This is a genomic window from Flavobacterium sp. FPG59 (assembly GCF_002150205.1).
GTDB lineage: Bacteria > Bacteroidota > Bacteroidia > Flavobacteriales > Flavobacteriaceae > Flavobacterium.
Map to the genome: position 1 here is coordinate 17,717 of NZ_MTCA01000014.1, position 14,410 is coordinate 32,126.

12 protein-coding genes are annotated in these 14,410 nt (G+C 34.0%); 1 reads left to right on the forward strand and 11 read right to left on the reverse strand.

Features of this window, described 5'->3' with window-relative positions; translation table 11 throughout:
- Positions 1-46 precede the first annotated feature (46 nt).
- From hemN to FPG59_RS02900, 6 genes are all read right to left on the reverse strand, one after another.
- A complete protein-coding gene (hemN, locus tag FPG59_RS02875; protein ID WP_086453115.1) occupies positions 47-1,411 on the reverse strand; it encodes an oxygen-independent coproporphyrinogen III oxidase in 1,365 nt (454 codons plus the stop codon).
- 134 nt (positions 1,412-1,545) lie between these two features.
- On the reverse strand, positions 1,546-3,510 hold the full coding sequence (locus tag FPG59_RS02880) for a DUF349 domain-containing protein (protein ID WP_086453116.1): 1,965 nt from the start codon (positions 3,508-3,510) through the stop codon (positions 1,546-1,548).
- 307 nt (positions 3,511-3,817) lie between these two features.
- On the reverse strand, positions 3,818-4,567 hold the full coding sequence (locus tag FPG59_RS02885) for a shikimate dehydrogenase (RefSeq protein ID WP_086453117.1): 750 nt from the start codon (positions 4,565-4,567) through the stop codon (positions 3,818-3,820).
- Positions 4,554-5,963 carry a lipopolysaccharide assembly protein LapB gene (locus tag FPG59_RS02890; protein ID WP_086453118.1) on the reverse strand — a complete coding sequence of 470 codons (1,410 nt, stop codon included), beginning with the start codon at positions 5,961-5,963 and terminating at the stop codon, positions 4,554-4,556. Before FPG59_RS02890 ends, FPG59_RS02885 begins: the two co-directional genes overlap by 14 nt.
- Positions 5,964-6,109: 146 nt before the next feature.
- Positions 6,110-7,297, reverse strand: a complete 1,188-nt coding sequence (locus FPG59_RS02895) for an aspartate aminotransferase family protein (protein ID WP_086453119.1) — start codon at positions 7,295-7,297, stop codon at positions 6,110-6,112.
- Positions 7,298-7,434: 137 nt separating this feature from the next.
- Positions 7,435-9,066: an OstA-like protein gene (locus FPG59_RS02900; protein ID WP_086453120.1), complete on the reverse strand. Its 1,632-nt coding sequence runs from the start codon at positions 9,064-9,066 to the stop codon at positions 7,435-7,437.
- 273 nt (positions 9,067-9,339) lie between these two features.
- Between FPG59_RS02900 and FPG59_RS02905 the strand changes: the two genes are divergently transcribed.
- Entirely contained in the window at positions 9,340-11,208 is a 1,869-nt protein-coding gene (locus FPG59_RS02905; protein ID WP_086453121.1) for an alpha-amylase family protein, read from the forward strand.
- A gap of 53 nt (positions 11,209-11,261) precedes the next feature.
- On the opposite strand, the gene FPG59_RS02910 is transcribed toward FPG59_RS02905, so the two are convergent.
- From FPG59_RS02910 to FPG59_RS02930, 5 genes are all read right to left on the reverse strand, one after another.
- Positions 11,262-12,035 carry a superoxide dismutase gene (locus tag FPG59_RS02910; RefSeq protein ID WP_086453122.1) on the reverse strand — a complete coding sequence of 258 codons (774 nt, stop codon included), beginning with the start codon at positions 12,033-12,035 and terminating at the stop codon, positions 11,262-11,264.
- Positions 12,036-12,042: 7 nt separating this feature from the next.
- Positions 12,043-12,312: an acyl-CoA-binding protein gene (locus FPG59_RS02915; protein ID WP_086453123.1), complete on the reverse strand. Its 270-nt coding sequence runs from the start codon at positions 12,310-12,312 to the stop codon at positions 12,043-12,045.
- The gene (locus tag FPG59_RS02920; protein WP_086453124.1) at positions 12,312-12,965 is read right to left on the reverse strand and encodes a phosphatidylserine decarboxylase family protein; all 654 of its coding nucleotides are present in this window, start codon (positions 12,963-12,965) and stop codon (positions 12,312-12,314) included. Before FPG59_RS02920 ends, FPG59_RS02915 begins: the two co-directional genes overlap by 1 nt.
- Positions 12,955-13,845, reverse strand: a complete 891-nt coding sequence (locus tag FPG59_RS02925) for a phosphatidate cytidylyltransferase (RefSeq protein ID WP_086453125.1) — start codon at positions 13,843-13,845, stop codon at positions 12,955-12,957. The genes FPG59_RS02920 and FPG59_RS02925 overlap by 11 nt, the downstream gene beginning before the upstream one ends.
- A gap of 1 nt (position 13,846) precedes the next feature.
- The coding region (locus FPG59_RS02930) for an LUD domain-containing protein (RefSeq protein ID WP_086453126.1) at positions 13,847-14,410 on the reverse strand (564 nt) is incomplete at its 5' end.

Consider the following 14,410-nt stretch of genomic DNA (forward strand, 5'->3'; position numbering starts at 1 on the left):
ACAAAGCACGCCTTGAGCGTGCTTTATTATTTTGTATGATTAGGTATTAAATTGTCATCGAAAAAAGAGCTGTTTCTGGCGCTTTTCTTTTCAATCTTAAGTCAAATGCCATTCCTATATTTCGAATATAAGGTTTGCCTTTTTCTGTAATTACAAGGCTATTTTCATGTATCACGATAAGAGCGTCTTTTTCCATTTCTTCTAGCTGCTCCAATACTTCGGGCAGTTCTTCGAAATATAATGAAGCATCATGCCAAGAAGTTTCAAATTGGCACATTAAATTTAAAATGTGTTTTCTAATGATGAGGTCTTCATGAGTTAAGATATGACCTCTAAAAACGGGCAGTCTATCCCATTCAAGCATTTGGTAGTAATCGTCTAAGTTTTTAGCATTTTGAGCAAAACCATACCAGCTGTCACTTATTGAGGATACGCCCAGACCTATCATTAACGGAGTTTTTGAAGCACTATATCCCATAAAATTACGGTGTAAAGTTTTTTCTTGAAAAGCAATGTAAAGTGCATCGGTTTCTAAAGCAAAATGATCCATCCCTATTTCATGATATCCATTCTCATATAATAACTCTTTACCAGTTTCATATAATTGTCTCTTTTTATCATCTTGAGGTAAATCTTCGTCATTAAAACCGCGCTGCCCATTTCCTTTTATCCAAGGCACGTGCGCGTAACTATAAAATGCCAATCGGTCTGGTTTAAGGGATTTTGTCTTTTCAATAGTGTCTATTACATCGTCAATTTCTTGAAACGGTAACCCATAAATAATATCATGACCTATTGATGTATACCCAATAGCTCTTGCCCAAAAGGTTACTTTTGCTACATTATGAAACGGTTGTACTCTGTGAATGGCTTTCTGAACTTTTTCAGCATAATCTTGTACCCCAAAACTTACTCTTCTAAAACCAAGTTCATATAGTTTTTGTAAGTGAGTATAGGTTGTATTGTTAGGATGCCCTTCAAAACTAAATTCGTGATCCACAGATTTATTGGCATGCATAAAAATGCCGTTTATTAAGTCCTCTAAATTTTGAGTCGAAAAAAAAGTAGGTGTGCCACCGCCTAGATGTATTTCTTTGATTGTAGGTTTTTCGCCCAATAGTTTGCAATATAAAGTCCATTCTTTTAAAACGGCCATAATGTATGGATGTTCTACGGCGTGATTTTTTGTAATTCGCTTATTACACCCGCAAAAGGTGCATAAGCTTTCGCAAAATGGCAAGTGAATATACAAACTAAGACCTTCTTGAGGACCACTTTTACGAAAAGATTGTTGTAACGTTTGAATCCATAAATCACTAGTAAAATCACCCTCGTCCCAGTAAGGAACGGTAGGGTAGCTAGTGTATCTAGGGCCGGGTACATTATATTTTTGAATCAAAGAATTTTTCATAATAGATCATTTTAGCACCTCAAAAGTAGGGCGAGTCTATCAAGATAAAAATGATAATTATCATATAGAATTGTCATAAAAATAAAAAACCCCAATCCTGCTGGATTGGGGTTTACTACCTTGTGGGTAAAAATCTATTCTTCTATTTTAATATTTTTTAATTGCTTTAGTTTTTCTTTCCATACATCAAGACTTTCTTTGTGAATGGCAATGTTTTTACGAACTTCTAATACAATTGAATTCTCTTTCTTAGCATTACGAGTATTGGCAAAAAACTGAATGTTGTTTTCCAATTGAAAAATTTCATTTTGAACTTCATCAATCTTACGCATGATGAAAATTTTCTCACTATCTAGTTTTCTAGAATCATTACTTTCAGATAATTGATCCATTCTATTAGCAAAACGCATCATGTCAGTATCCTTTTTACTCAAGCTTAATTTTTCAAAAAGAGCATCTAGAATTTTGTTAAATTTCCCTTCAATATGCCTTCTAGCAAAAGGCACTTTACCAAAACCTTTCCAGTTTTCAATATGAAGTTTTATAGCATCAAGATCGGTTTTATGATCACCAGTAAGTTGAAATTCTCTCAGCGATTCTAGATATGTTTTTTTACCTTCAAATGCAGCAACTTCTTCACTGTTTTCCTCTTTTTTATGCTCTTTAAGGTGTTCAAAATAGTGGTTGCAAGCTTCTCTAAATTCTTTCCATATTTTGTCCGAATATTTTCTAGGAACATGACCTATTTCTTTCCACTCCTCTTGAATTTGCTTCATTATAGGTGTAGTGGCAGCAAAATCAGTGCTTTCTTGTAGTGCTTTTGCTTTTGCTACAAGTGCAGTTTTTTTAGCAAGATTGTCGTTTTGATCTTTTTTAATGTCTTTGTAGAAAGAATTTTTAAAAGAATTAAAATTACGTACCGCATTTTTAAAAGCACTCCAAGTTTCCTCATTAACTTCTGAAGGAACTTTTCCAGCAGCGAAAAATGCAGTGCGCAATGCCTCAACCTTTTCTATTTGGCCTAACCACTGCGAGTGAGCATTCACTTTTTCAGTAGCCAGAACTTCAATTTGAGCAATAATGGCTTTTTTATTTTCTAGATTAGCTAACTCAACTGCACGCTGATTTTCAAATAAAACTTCACGTTTATCGTGCATTTTTTTAGTCAAATCGCTAAACTGATTCCAGATAGCATCTCGGTGTTCTCTTGAAACAGGACCAATATCTTCTTTCCAGATTTTGTGTAAATCTTGTAATTCTCTAAAAGCTTTATTAACATCTTTTTCAAGAACCAGTTCCTCAACACGGGCAACAATTTTTTGTTTTAATTCAAGGTTGTGTTTAAAATCAAGGTCTCTCGCTTCACGATCAAGGTGTAAATAATCATAAAAATTTTCAACATGAAAATGATAATTATTCCACACATGGTTGTACTTATCCTTAGGAATAGCCCCTGCATTATTCCATCGCTCTCTTAAATCATTAAAATGTTTTAAGGTGTCCTTGATATTAGCTTGCGGATTTATAAGTTCTTTTAATTCCTCAACAATAGCAAGCCTATTTTCTAGGTTATTTTTTAAGTTAGTTTGTAAACTTTTAAAATGAGCATTCTTTACCTCACGAAATTGTGAATATAATTTATCAAACTGACTTTTTAATGGAGAGTGGTATTCAAACTCTTCAGTAGGATCTTGATTTTCTGCAAGGAATTCCTCTTTCTTTTCTTCAACTAAATGATTATATTTAGCTAAAAAAGCTTTCTTTATTTCTTCAATATGATCCTTGTAGGCAAGAGCTTTATCGCTAGAAACAAAACCTTTAAGTTCCTCAATAAGCTCCTCAAGTGCAAGTGCATCATAATCCTTCATAGGAATTTCATGGCGCTCTTTCAGTGTTTCATCTTCGCTTTCCTCTGCATTACTAGCAGCAATCGCATCTGTTGCAGTAGTAGCATCAGCTTCAATTAGTACAGCTTCAGGTTGCGTTAGTTCACTTAAATCATCAGGAGTTGCAGTAGTAGCATTCAAGATTGTTTCGGTACCATTTCCATCTGCATCTACTTGATGTTGATCCAGGTTGTCATTCTTTTCTTCTAACATTTTTTTAAATGTATAAGGTTTCTAAATAATATTGAGTCCGAAAGGTAGTAAAGCCTTACCAAAATACAAAATATACAAGCCATTTTATTAATCATAGATCAAATGATATTTTTAATTAGGAGCTTTCTCCAGCTGTACGCTATATCTTTAGGATCCTGAAAAAAATCAGGACCCTAAAGGATGCCGCTTCCATCTGGGCTAGGAATCTAGAATATAACTGGAAATTTTTTAAAACAGAAGTATCTCAAAACTGATGTAAAACTCTCAACAGCTTAACTTTAAAAAAAAGTTTTAGCGGGATTAATTTTTACTTATTCCAAACCTTCCAAGCTTTTTCAGCTTGAAAAATAAGCATGTCTAAACCATTTTTTGTTTGAGCGCCTTGAGCAGCAGCTTTTTTCAAAAATTGTGTTTCTGCGGGGTTGTAAATCAAATCGTAGGCAATATGCTTCTCTGTAAAAAACGAATAGGGCAGTAGTGGGAAAGCATCAGTATTTGGGCTTGTACCTACTGGCGTAGCATTAATTATGATTTGGTAATTATCAAATGTTGTAGCATTAATTCGGTCATAACTTATGCTTGTTTCAGTAGCTTCTCTTGATACAAATACATACGGAATGTCAAGCTCATCAAGAGCAAAAGCAACGCCTTTAGAAGCTCCACCTGTGCCTAAAATCAAGGCTTTCTTGTGATGAGGTTGCAGTAAGGGTATCAGGGATTTTTTAAAGCCAAAATAATCCGTATTGTATCCTTTTAGTTTGCCTTTTTTTGTAACGCGTATGGTATTTACGGCACCTATAAGCGCAGCTTTTTTGGATAAGGAATCTAGATAAGGAATAACCGTTTCTTTGTACGGAATGGTTACATTAAGTCCTTGTATATCTTTGTTTTCAAACCTAATTGTTGGAAAATCTTGAATGTCTTGAATGTCAAAATTCTCATAAGTACAACCCTCAAAACCTGCCGCAGCAAATTTCTCAGTAAAATATTTTTTAGAAAAAGAATAGCTGATGTTACGTCCTACTAACCCAAAACGTCTTGTATTATTCTCCGTCATTTGTACCCGTATATTTTTTGATGTGGTTTTGCACTGATTTTTTCTCCCAAACAGACGGGAAAGAATTTTTTAACAACTTTGAATTGGCGGCATTGAGTCGTAAAGCATTACTTAAATGAAATTTTGCCTTCGTTGTATCGTTTAGTAAATAATATAAACCAGCTAATCGGTATTCAATTTCGTTTTCTTCAGGATAATATTCGGTAGCCTGCAAAAGTGTTTGTACTGCCGGCATAAATTCACCTTGAAATTGTAAAATATCTACCCAAAAAAGCCAAACATCAAGGCTTGTTTCTCCATATTCAACTGCTTTTTTGTATCCAAAGGTTGCTTCTTCAAAAAAGCCCATTTTTTTGTTGATGCTTGCAAATCGTTTCCAATACAATTTGTTTTGGTTGTCAATAGCAAGGGCTTTGTTTACAAAATAGAGTGCTTTTTGATAGTTTTTTTGACGTACATAAAAATCAGTTATGGCAATCCAGCCTTTATCTAGTAAAGGATCTTCATGTACGGTTTGATTATAATATTTGAGTGCTAGAGCGGTATTGCCAAGTTTTTCATGACATTTTCCCATTCGCAACAGCGCATAAGAAGTTGCATCATCTAACTCAATAGTTCTGCTGTAACTTTCAACGGCTTTTTCATAATTTTTTAGACGTTCGTATGCTTTGGCTTTTTCCATAAAAGCGCCTACAAATTCGTCGTCTATCAGCGTTGCGTATTCATAAGCACGTATAGCTTCTTCATATTCTTTTACGCTGTAATGCAAACGTCCTAGTTGGTGCCAAGCAATTTCACTATACGGATTTTTATCAATGTATTCTTTTAGAAATTGAATTGCATCTTGATTTTGATCTAAAAATTCAAAACAATATACCACGTTATACAACGCTGATTGATCTTCAAGATCTTCCTCAAGACAATTGATGAAATTGGTTTTTGCCAATTCAAAATTGTCCATAAACAAATACTCCATGCCTATTAAATTATACACATCTGCCAGATCATCTGTATATTTAAGGGCAATTTTTAAGAGTTCAACAGCTTTTTCATGTTGATCTCTTTTAGAGCATATATTTGCTTTTTGAATGTATATTTCTTCATTATTGGGTTCAATAGCATACAACTCATTCAATATTTTTTCAGCGAGTTCTAATTTATCATCATACACAAGCATCTCGACTTGCACGAGTTTAAGTCCTGTTGCTTTAGGATGTTGTTCCAAGGCTAATTTGAGGGCTTTTTTTGCCAAAGTGGCTTTGCCCATATCCAGATAATGAAGGATAATTTCTTCAAATTCTTCGGAGTCGAAAAAGAATACCTTGTTGGTTTTCAACATGGACTCAAATTTTGATAAGGATAAGTTATAATCTTCTTCTTCGTTGCTTAATTGCATACTTTGTGTTTTAAATTTAGCCTAACTAAAATTAGGTAATCGTGGGTGTACTGTGAGGGTAATTTAGAATTTTTGTGAACAATTTAATTAACAAAAAAATGCTTTAGTTAAAACAAAGAGTATCTCCTTGTCGAATATTTTAAAGATTAATTCTTATTCATCATTTCATCCATCACTTCTAGAATAATACTACAACCTTCTCGTATTTCTTCCTCCGAAATGGTTAACGGGGGCGTAATCCTGATGGCGCATCCTTCAAAAAGGAGCCAGAATAAAATAAGTCCTCTATCTTGACATTTTAAAATAACCTCGTTTGTGATATCAGGGCTTTTAGTCATGGCGGCTAGCATCAATCCTTTACCTCTTATTTCTTGTATCAAAGGATGTACCAAAAGCGATCTAAATAATTTTTCTTTCTCAAGAGCTTCCTGCATGATATTAGTTTCTGTAATTTCTTGCAAAGTAGCTAAGCAGGCTGCCGCTATGACAGGATGTCCTCCAAAGGTAGTTATGTGCCCTAATTTTGGATTGTCACTCAACAAATCCATTTGTGCTGATGAAGCTGTAAAAGCACCAACAGGCATTCCGCCACCCATGCCTTTTCCCATGACAACAATATCAGGAACAACATCGTAATTTTGGAAACCAAAAAGTTTTCCGGTTCTACCAAAACCCGGTTGAATTTCATCCAGAATCATCATGGCACCTACTTCATCACAGCGTTCTCTCACTTTTTTGAGATAGTCATTGTGGGGTTGAATGAATCCCGCTCCACCTTGAATGGTTTCTAATAATACTCCTGCTGTTTTGTGCGTTATTTTAAGTAAATCAGCTTCGTCATTAAACGTGATAAACTCCACATCAGGGATCAACGGTCGAAAGACTTGTTTGCGTTCTTCAAATCCCATGACACTCATAGAACCCATGGTATTGCCGTGATACGCGTTGTGACACGAAATCAATTGACTTCTTCCTGTGGTTCTTCGGGCTAGTTTTAAGGCTCCTTCTATGGCCTCTGTGCCTGAATTAACCAGATAGGTTTTGTCTAAAGGTGCTGGCAATAATGAGGCTAATAATTTACAATATTCTACAGCTGGACTTTGAGAATATTCGCCGTATACCATTACGTGTGAATATTTATCTAATTGATCTTTTATGGCTTGGTTGACTCTAGGATGCTGGTGGCCTAAGGCACAGGCTGATACGCCTGCTACAAAATCTAGGTATTTTCTAGAATCTGTTGCGTAGATGTAAGACCCTATAGCGTGTGACACCTCCATGCCTAGCGGATAGGGTGAAGTTTGTGCTTGGTATTTTAAAAAATCTGTGTTCACAAATTATTGTTTAATCGTTTATTTGATACTTTTTTGTAAAAGGTAACTTTTAATGAAACTGTTTACTGAAAACTGATACTGTTCACTGTTCACTGTGACTGTAAACTGTGACTGTGTATTGTGATTGCAAACTAAGACTACTTCTTAACTTTCTTTTTATCGTAATTCAGCGTTTCTTTCCTAATTTTCATCGGAATATTCCCTTTGCCTTGAGCTGATTTAGTGGCTTTGGCAATTTTTTCATTGTCTTCATTTTCTTCGGGAGGAAAAATATCGTCCTTTGATTTTATACGTTCGTCGCCTCGCCATACTAAGCCTCTTAGTTTTCTTGCATTTTCGGGCAGTTCGTTTTCGGGGAAAATATCGCCATCTACATCTTGAAAAAAAGTAATGGTTTCGATCTCATTATCAGCTAATACTAAATTTATTTTACTGCTTTTATTTTTGTTAATACCTATTAATTCTTGTGCTTCATTACGCATGTAGTAAATGACTTCTGCGTTTTTAATAATATCAACATCGTGTAATTTTCCTTCTAGAAATTTTCCATATAGATTTTGTCCCTTGACTTGATTGTATCCTGTTCCCAAAGTGTCTTTTGAGAGAATAAAAGTGTTTTCGAGTACTTTAAGGGAGTCTAATTTTTGAGTGGTTTTATCTCCTATCAAATGCATAATGTCACCCGTAATTTGGTTTTCAGCGTTCCAAAGTATTGGATTCCCTATCATTTTTGTCAGTCCCATTTTAGTACTAGAATGTATCGAATCACATTTTCCGCTCATATCCTTTTTGAAAAATCGCACGTTATTAAAGGCTCTAATGATTCTGTTTCCTTCTTTTCCAGTAACCATCAGTTTTTTTCCGTGAATGTAAACGGAGTCATTTTCTACAAAATTTACTGCTACGGCTCTTTTCGTAACATACATAGAATCTTGTTTTTTAAACACTTCGGCATAATGCCCTTTGACAATACCGCGGTTAATAGAATCTGTTATTTTTACATTTCGAGTCGCAGATGCAAATTCTCTGTTTCTATCATAATACAAACTATCACCCTTAATAACTCTATCGTCATATTTGATGTAGGATTTGTTTAGGAAGTGTGCTAGATTTTTTTTGGTGTCATAAAATCCTTTTTCGGTATAAATGTAATTGGCTTTACTGGTAATTGTTGAGGGTCCTAAAAGATACGAATGTCCCGAATTACTAAAATAGTCCAAATGATTTGATTTGATCACATACGTAGGATTGGTAATCGTGACCGATGTCAAAAATCGAAACTTCTTTTCTTTTACATAATACCTGCCTGAATTACTCTTAAGTGTATTGTCTTTATTGGTAATAGTTCCCGGTGTATCGTAATAAGCTTCTTGAATATTTCGGTCAAAATTGATAATATCTGTTACCAATGTTGCGTCTGGAGAACTCATAACTGCGTCACCAGAAGCATAGGCTTTTTTTACAGTAGCATTATACTCCGCATATTTACTATTCAAAAACAAAGTATCTCCTTGTACCATTTGTACATTTCCAAAAGCTTTGATGTACTTTTCTTTTGAAAAATAATACGCTTTGTTACAAGTAAGTACAATACCGTCGTGACTTATACGAACGTTTCCCATTAATAAAAGCCCATCTGGGACTTCAAGTTCATTAACTTCTTGAAAATCGGCATTTTCAATAACTAATATTTTTGGGGCTTGCGCCAAAACAAACTGCGAAATCAATAAAATGGCTAGTTGAGTAAGGAAAAAAAGTGTTTTTTTCAATGGATCTAATTTTTGTCAAATTTATGAAAAAGGAAACAATCCTAATCCATATTAGGATTTATTTATAATTAGTCAAAACGGGCTTTAAAGGATAGGTTTAACTGCTAAAAGTTATCAACAAATAAAACTACTCTTTCGTTGTAGTTTGTTCACTAGCACTTATAACGGTATAATTTTAATTGTTTTTCACGCCATCTTATTTTAAAAATATTAAATTTAAAATCTGATGTCCATTTGGTACAAGACCTATTGACATTAGCATTAATGATAACTATGATGAAAAAAAGAACTATTGTTGCGGGTGTAGGCATGGGATTATTGGCAATAGCCTGCAAAACAACTGATTTAAAAATGAATACAACTCAAAAAGAACCTATTATACGTAAAAAAGAAGTCGTGTATCAAGTTTTTACGCGATTATTTGGAAATAAAAATACCACCAACAAACCTTGGGGAACTATTGAAGAAAATGGAGTAGGGAAGTTCAACGATTTTACAACAACAGCCTTGCAAGAAATAAAGGATTTAGGCGTAAGTCATATTTGGTACACTGGAGTGCCACATCATGCTTTAATTTGGGATTATGCCGCTATCGGAATTTCTAATGATGACCCAGAAGTCGTGAAAGGTAGAGCAGGATCACCTTATGCCGTAAAAGATTATTACAATGTGAACCCAGATTTAGCAGTAAATCCTGAAAACCGATTGCAAGAATTTGAAGCCCTTATTGATAGAACGCATCAAGCGGGATTAAAAGTGATTATTGATATTGTACCAAATCACATAGCCCGCAAGTACGAGGGTAAGAACAACCCAGAAGGAGTTCGGGATTTTGGTGCTGATGATGATACGACTGTTGAGTATAAAAGAGATAACAACTTTTATTATATTCCAAATGCTAAATTTGAAGTTCCTGATTCTAATGCACCTTTAAACGGAGAAGTTCATCCGTTAGTTGATGGAAAATTTGAAGAAAATCCAGCAAAATGGACTGGAAATGGCTCCCGAAAGGCTAAACCAGATAAGAATGATTGGTACGAGACAGTAAAAGTAAATTATGGTATTCGTCCGGATGGGTCCAAAGATTTTCCAGAACTTCCAGCACGATATGACAATAAAACAGTTCAGGAACATTTTGAATTTTGGAAAAATAAAAATGTACCCAATTCGTGGGTTAAATTCAAAGACATAGCTTTGTATTGGACAGCAAAAGGGGTAGATGGTTTCCGATTTGATATGGCCGAAATGGTGCCTTATGAATTTTGGAGTTATATGAATTCAGCCATTAAAATGAAAAATCCAGAAGCTTTTCTATTAGCCGAAGTTTACAACCCAAAAGAGTATAGAAATTACATTCATCTAGGTAAAATGGATTATTTGTATGACAAAGTAGAGACTTATGACGCTTTGAAAGCCATCGTAAAAGGTCAAGCTACACCAGATCGGTTGGTAGAAATTCAGAATGGTTTAAAAGACATTGAAAACCACATGCTTCATTTTCTAGACAATCATGATGAGCAACGCTTAGCAAGTCCAGAATTTGCTGGATCAGCTGAAAAAGGAAAACCATTGATGGTACTTTCAACAACTATAAGTTCAGCTCCTACTATGGTTTATTTTGGTCAAGAAGTTGGAGAAGCTGGCAATGAAAATGCTGGATTTGGAACACATTCAAGAACATCAATTTTTGATTATGTTGGTGTGCCAAATCACCAGCGCTGGATGAATAATGGCAAATTTGATGGAGCGTTATTAACAGCAAACGAAAAAGAGTTGCGAGATTTTTACAAAAGACTTCTTAACTTTTCTTTGAATAGTTCTGCATTGATGGGCGATTATCAGGAGTTGCATACTCAAAACCGTCAATTTACAAAAGGTTATGACGAAAGTATTTTTTCTTTTGTCCGTTGGTCTACAGAGCAAAAATTAATTGTTGTTACTAATTTTTCATCAGTGACCACAAGTACTTTTGAACTTAAAATTTCAAAAGATATTGTTAAAAAGTGGCAATTAATAGACGGTTCATATACTGTAAAAGATCAATTGTATCAAGTGTATTCTTCTCAATTAAGAGTTTCTCAAGGAGAAGGAACCTTGCAAATAAAGATTAATCCATTAGAATCTTTCATATTACAACTGTAAGGACAAAAAAAGCTGCTAAAATTTTTAGCAACTTTTTTTTCTTTTTAAGAGAACTATTTTATGGCTACAGCCGTATAGTTTTCTTCAATTTTATTCCAGTTGATAATATTAAAAAAATTATCAACGTAGTTTTTTCTTCGGTATTGATAATCCATATAATAGGCATGTTCCCATAAGTCAAGTGCAAGAATTGGTGTTCCTGGAACAATAGCATTTCGCATCAAAGGATTGTCTTGATTTGTAGTTGTTGTAACTTGTAATTTACCCGTTTTATCTACAATAAGCCAAACCCAACCTGAACCAAAATGTTTTGTAGCTTCATCTTTAAAAAGAGACATAAAATTACCGTAAGATCCAAAATCAGTTATCATGGCACTAGCTAAAGTATTTTTAGGCTCACCGCCAGCTTTTGGACCCATACATTTCCAAAACAAACTGTGGTTGTAGTATCCTCCGGCATTGTTACGCATTACAGCATCATTAGGGTCTAGTTTTGAAAGTACTTCTTCTATGGTTAGGTTTTCTAGCGGAGTTCCTTTTATGGCACTATTTAAATTATTTGTGTAATTTAAATAATGTTTAGAGTAATGCAACTCCATTGTAGTAGCTGATATGCTCGGAGCTAGCGCATCATAAGCATACGGCAGTTTTTCTAATTGAAAAGAACCTTCATCAGCTTTTACATTATCAGGCGAGCCCATAACTGTTTTTTGCTCTGTAGCAGTAGGCAAGGGGACTTCAACAACTTCTATTAATTTTTTTTCATTACAGGATACAATAAAAACTGTTGCACAAACTAATGGCAACACATAAAATGCTTTTTTCATGGGTAAATTATGATTTTATTAGTGAGTCAATGATTTCAATATAACATTCTTTAGCCTCATCTGGTGATAAATGACTTATTTGCATCCAAGCGTTAGTTTTGAATGCATCTCTCAAATGATAGGATGAATTTTGTCTTAAATCAACAGTGCCATACGTTGCTTGTTTGTAAAAAGCATATAAGCGCAATTGTACATCTTGCGGTAGGGATGCTTGCGTCATATCAGCTGCTTTAGCTACAGCTTCTAGGAATAAAGTATCTAAATCCTTTTTGGTCATTATGCCTTGGTTGCAATAATAGTTTTTCCTCCAATAGCCTTTTGGTTCAATTCCACATTAATAGGAGTTCCCAAAGGTAAAAAAATATCTACTCTTGAACCAAATTTTATAAATCCAGCATCGGTACCTTGAGTTACTTGAGTTCCTTCTACTGCATAATTTACGATTCTACGTGCCAGTGCTCCAGCAATTTGACGGTACAAAACACCACCAAAAGTACTGTTTTCTACAACAATTGTTGTTCTTTCATTTTCTTCACTTGCCTTAGGGTGCCAAGCAACAAGAAATTTACCAGGATGGTATTTACTAAACTTAACAATTCCACTCAAGGCATATCGAGTAACGTGAACATTTATTGGCGACATGAAAATAGATACTTGAAGTCTTTTATCTTTAAAATATTCTCCCTCATACACCTCTTCTATAACCACAACTTTACCATCAACAGGCGCAATTATTTGGTTGTCATTAATAATTACAGTTCTTTTAGGGTTTCTAAAAAATTGTAAGATGATGATCAACAGCAAAAGAGCTAGTATTTGAACAGCCATTTTGAGCCAGTTGGTCTCAATTAAATTGTCAGACAATAAAAGGACAACCGCAGTAAAAATGGTGCCTAGTAAAATAGATTGGGTTCCTTCTTTATGAAACATAATTTAAAATTTGATAGAATAAAAATATTAATGGTGCTACAAATATAACACTATCTAGTCGATCTAGTATACCTCCATGACCCGGCATGATGTTTCCGCTGTCTTTTACGTTTGCAATTCGCTTGAATTTAGATTCAATTAAATCTCCAATTGTTCCTGCAACCCCCACAATAACTGCTATAGATGTCCAAATTAGTATAGATCTATCGCTAAACTCTGGTTTTGCTTTAATATAATATTTTGATATTAAATACCCTGCAAGTACGGCAAATACAAGTCCACCCATGAAACCTTCAACTGTTTTTTTAGGAGATATTTTTTCTAGTAATTTTGTTTTTCCAATGGATTTCCCAACAATGTACGCAAAGGTATCGTTAGTCCAAATGAGTATAAATAGTCCAATGATAATTTTAGGATTGTAATCAATAACTCCAAAAGATATTTTGGTAATAAATACAAATGGTAAAATGATGTAACCTAAAAGATATAGATATTTTGATGAAGTATTAATTTTTTGGATAGAATCGTAAAATAAAAATAGAATGCATTTTAAAGTTACAACAAGAGCAATAACCAATAGGACAATATTTAATTGCTGAATATTGATATTTAAGTCTACATCTAAGTCAAAATTAGTCTTTAAAAAAGAAACAGTTTCTGGATTATAATGGCTTACAAGTGCCACTGCAGTGTACAATGAAAAGCCAAAAATGATTGGAAAAACTTTGTGAATTTGTACTAGATTACAAAATTCATATATGGCAATGAGTAAAAATATACCAAAAAGTAAAAAAAAAGTTTCAGTTGAATATAAGATAGAAGTAAGTAGTAAAATGATATAAACTACTCCGGATATTCCTCGTTTTAGAGTTTCATTCATCTTAAAGATCTTCTAAAAGCAATAAATATAGATTCTTTGCGGAACTTCCATATTGGGTGAAGTCCTCTTCTTTAGCTTTTTCTAAATACTTTATAGTTGAAATATTAGTTGGATAATCTCTTTCGTATTTTTTCTTAATGGCACTTAAACCATCACTTTTTGTCCCCATTATTTGGCTGGCTTTAGCCAAAATAATCATGTTTGTAGGGAGATCGTTTGGTTTGTGTTGTTTGATTTGTTTGGATGAAAACAATATAGAACCCTCTTCGGCAATCAAACTTTCACAACTAGACAACAAAAATTTAGGATTTTTAGGTTTGTCATAAGTAAGTTTATTGTCTTCAAGTAACTGGAAAAGTTCAGGATCGTAACAAAGGACTTCACTTTCAAACCAGTCGTTTTCTTCAAGTATGTTTTCAAACTGCTCGGTAACTTCTAAATTGTTTTCACAGTATAAAAATTTACCACCGTTTTTTTTGAAATTAAAAATAAATTGCTCGTCTATAGACACAGTTGGTTCCTTATAGTAAGTACTAAATTCACTTTCTTTTTGCTCTTCAGCAGC

Bases quoted from the DNA above. Each gene is read 5' to 3' on its own strand.
- FPG59_RS02885 (WP_086453117.1), bottom strand. From the start codon at position 4,567: ATGACGGAGAATAATACAAGACGTTTTGGGTTAGTAGGACGTAACATC.
- FPG59_RS02880 (WP_086453116.1), bottom strand. From the start codon at position 3,510: ATGTTAGAAGAAAAGAATGACAACCTGGATCAACATCAAGTAGATGCA.
- hemN (WP_086453115.1), bottom strand. From the start codon at position 1,411: ATGAAAAATTCTTTGATTCAAAAATATAATGTACCCGGCCCTAGATAC.
- FPG59_RS02890 (WP_086453118.1), bottom strand. From the start codon at position 5,963: ATGCAATTAAGCAACGAAGAAGAAGATTATAACTTATCCTTATCAAAA.
- FPG59_RS02905 (WP_086453121.1), top strand. From the start codon at position 9,340: ATGATGAAAAAAAGAACTATTGTTGCGGGTGTAGGCATGGGATTATTG.
- FPG59_RS02920 (WP_086453124.1), bottom strand. From the start codon at position 12,965: ATGTTTCATAAAGAAGGAACCCAATCTATTTTACTAGGCACCATTTTT.
- FPG59_RS02915 (WP_086453123.1), bottom strand. From the start codon at position 12,312: ATGACCAAAAAGGATTTAGATACTTTATTCCTAGAAGCTGTAGCTAAA.
- FPG59_RS02910 (WP_086453122.1), bottom strand. From the start codon at position 12,035: ATGAAAAAAGCATTTTATGTGTTGCCATTAGTTTGTGCAACAGTTTTT.
- FPG59_RS02925 (WP_086453125.1), bottom strand. From the start codon at position 13,845: ATGAATGAAACTCTAAAACGAGGAATATCCGGAGTAGTTTATATCATT.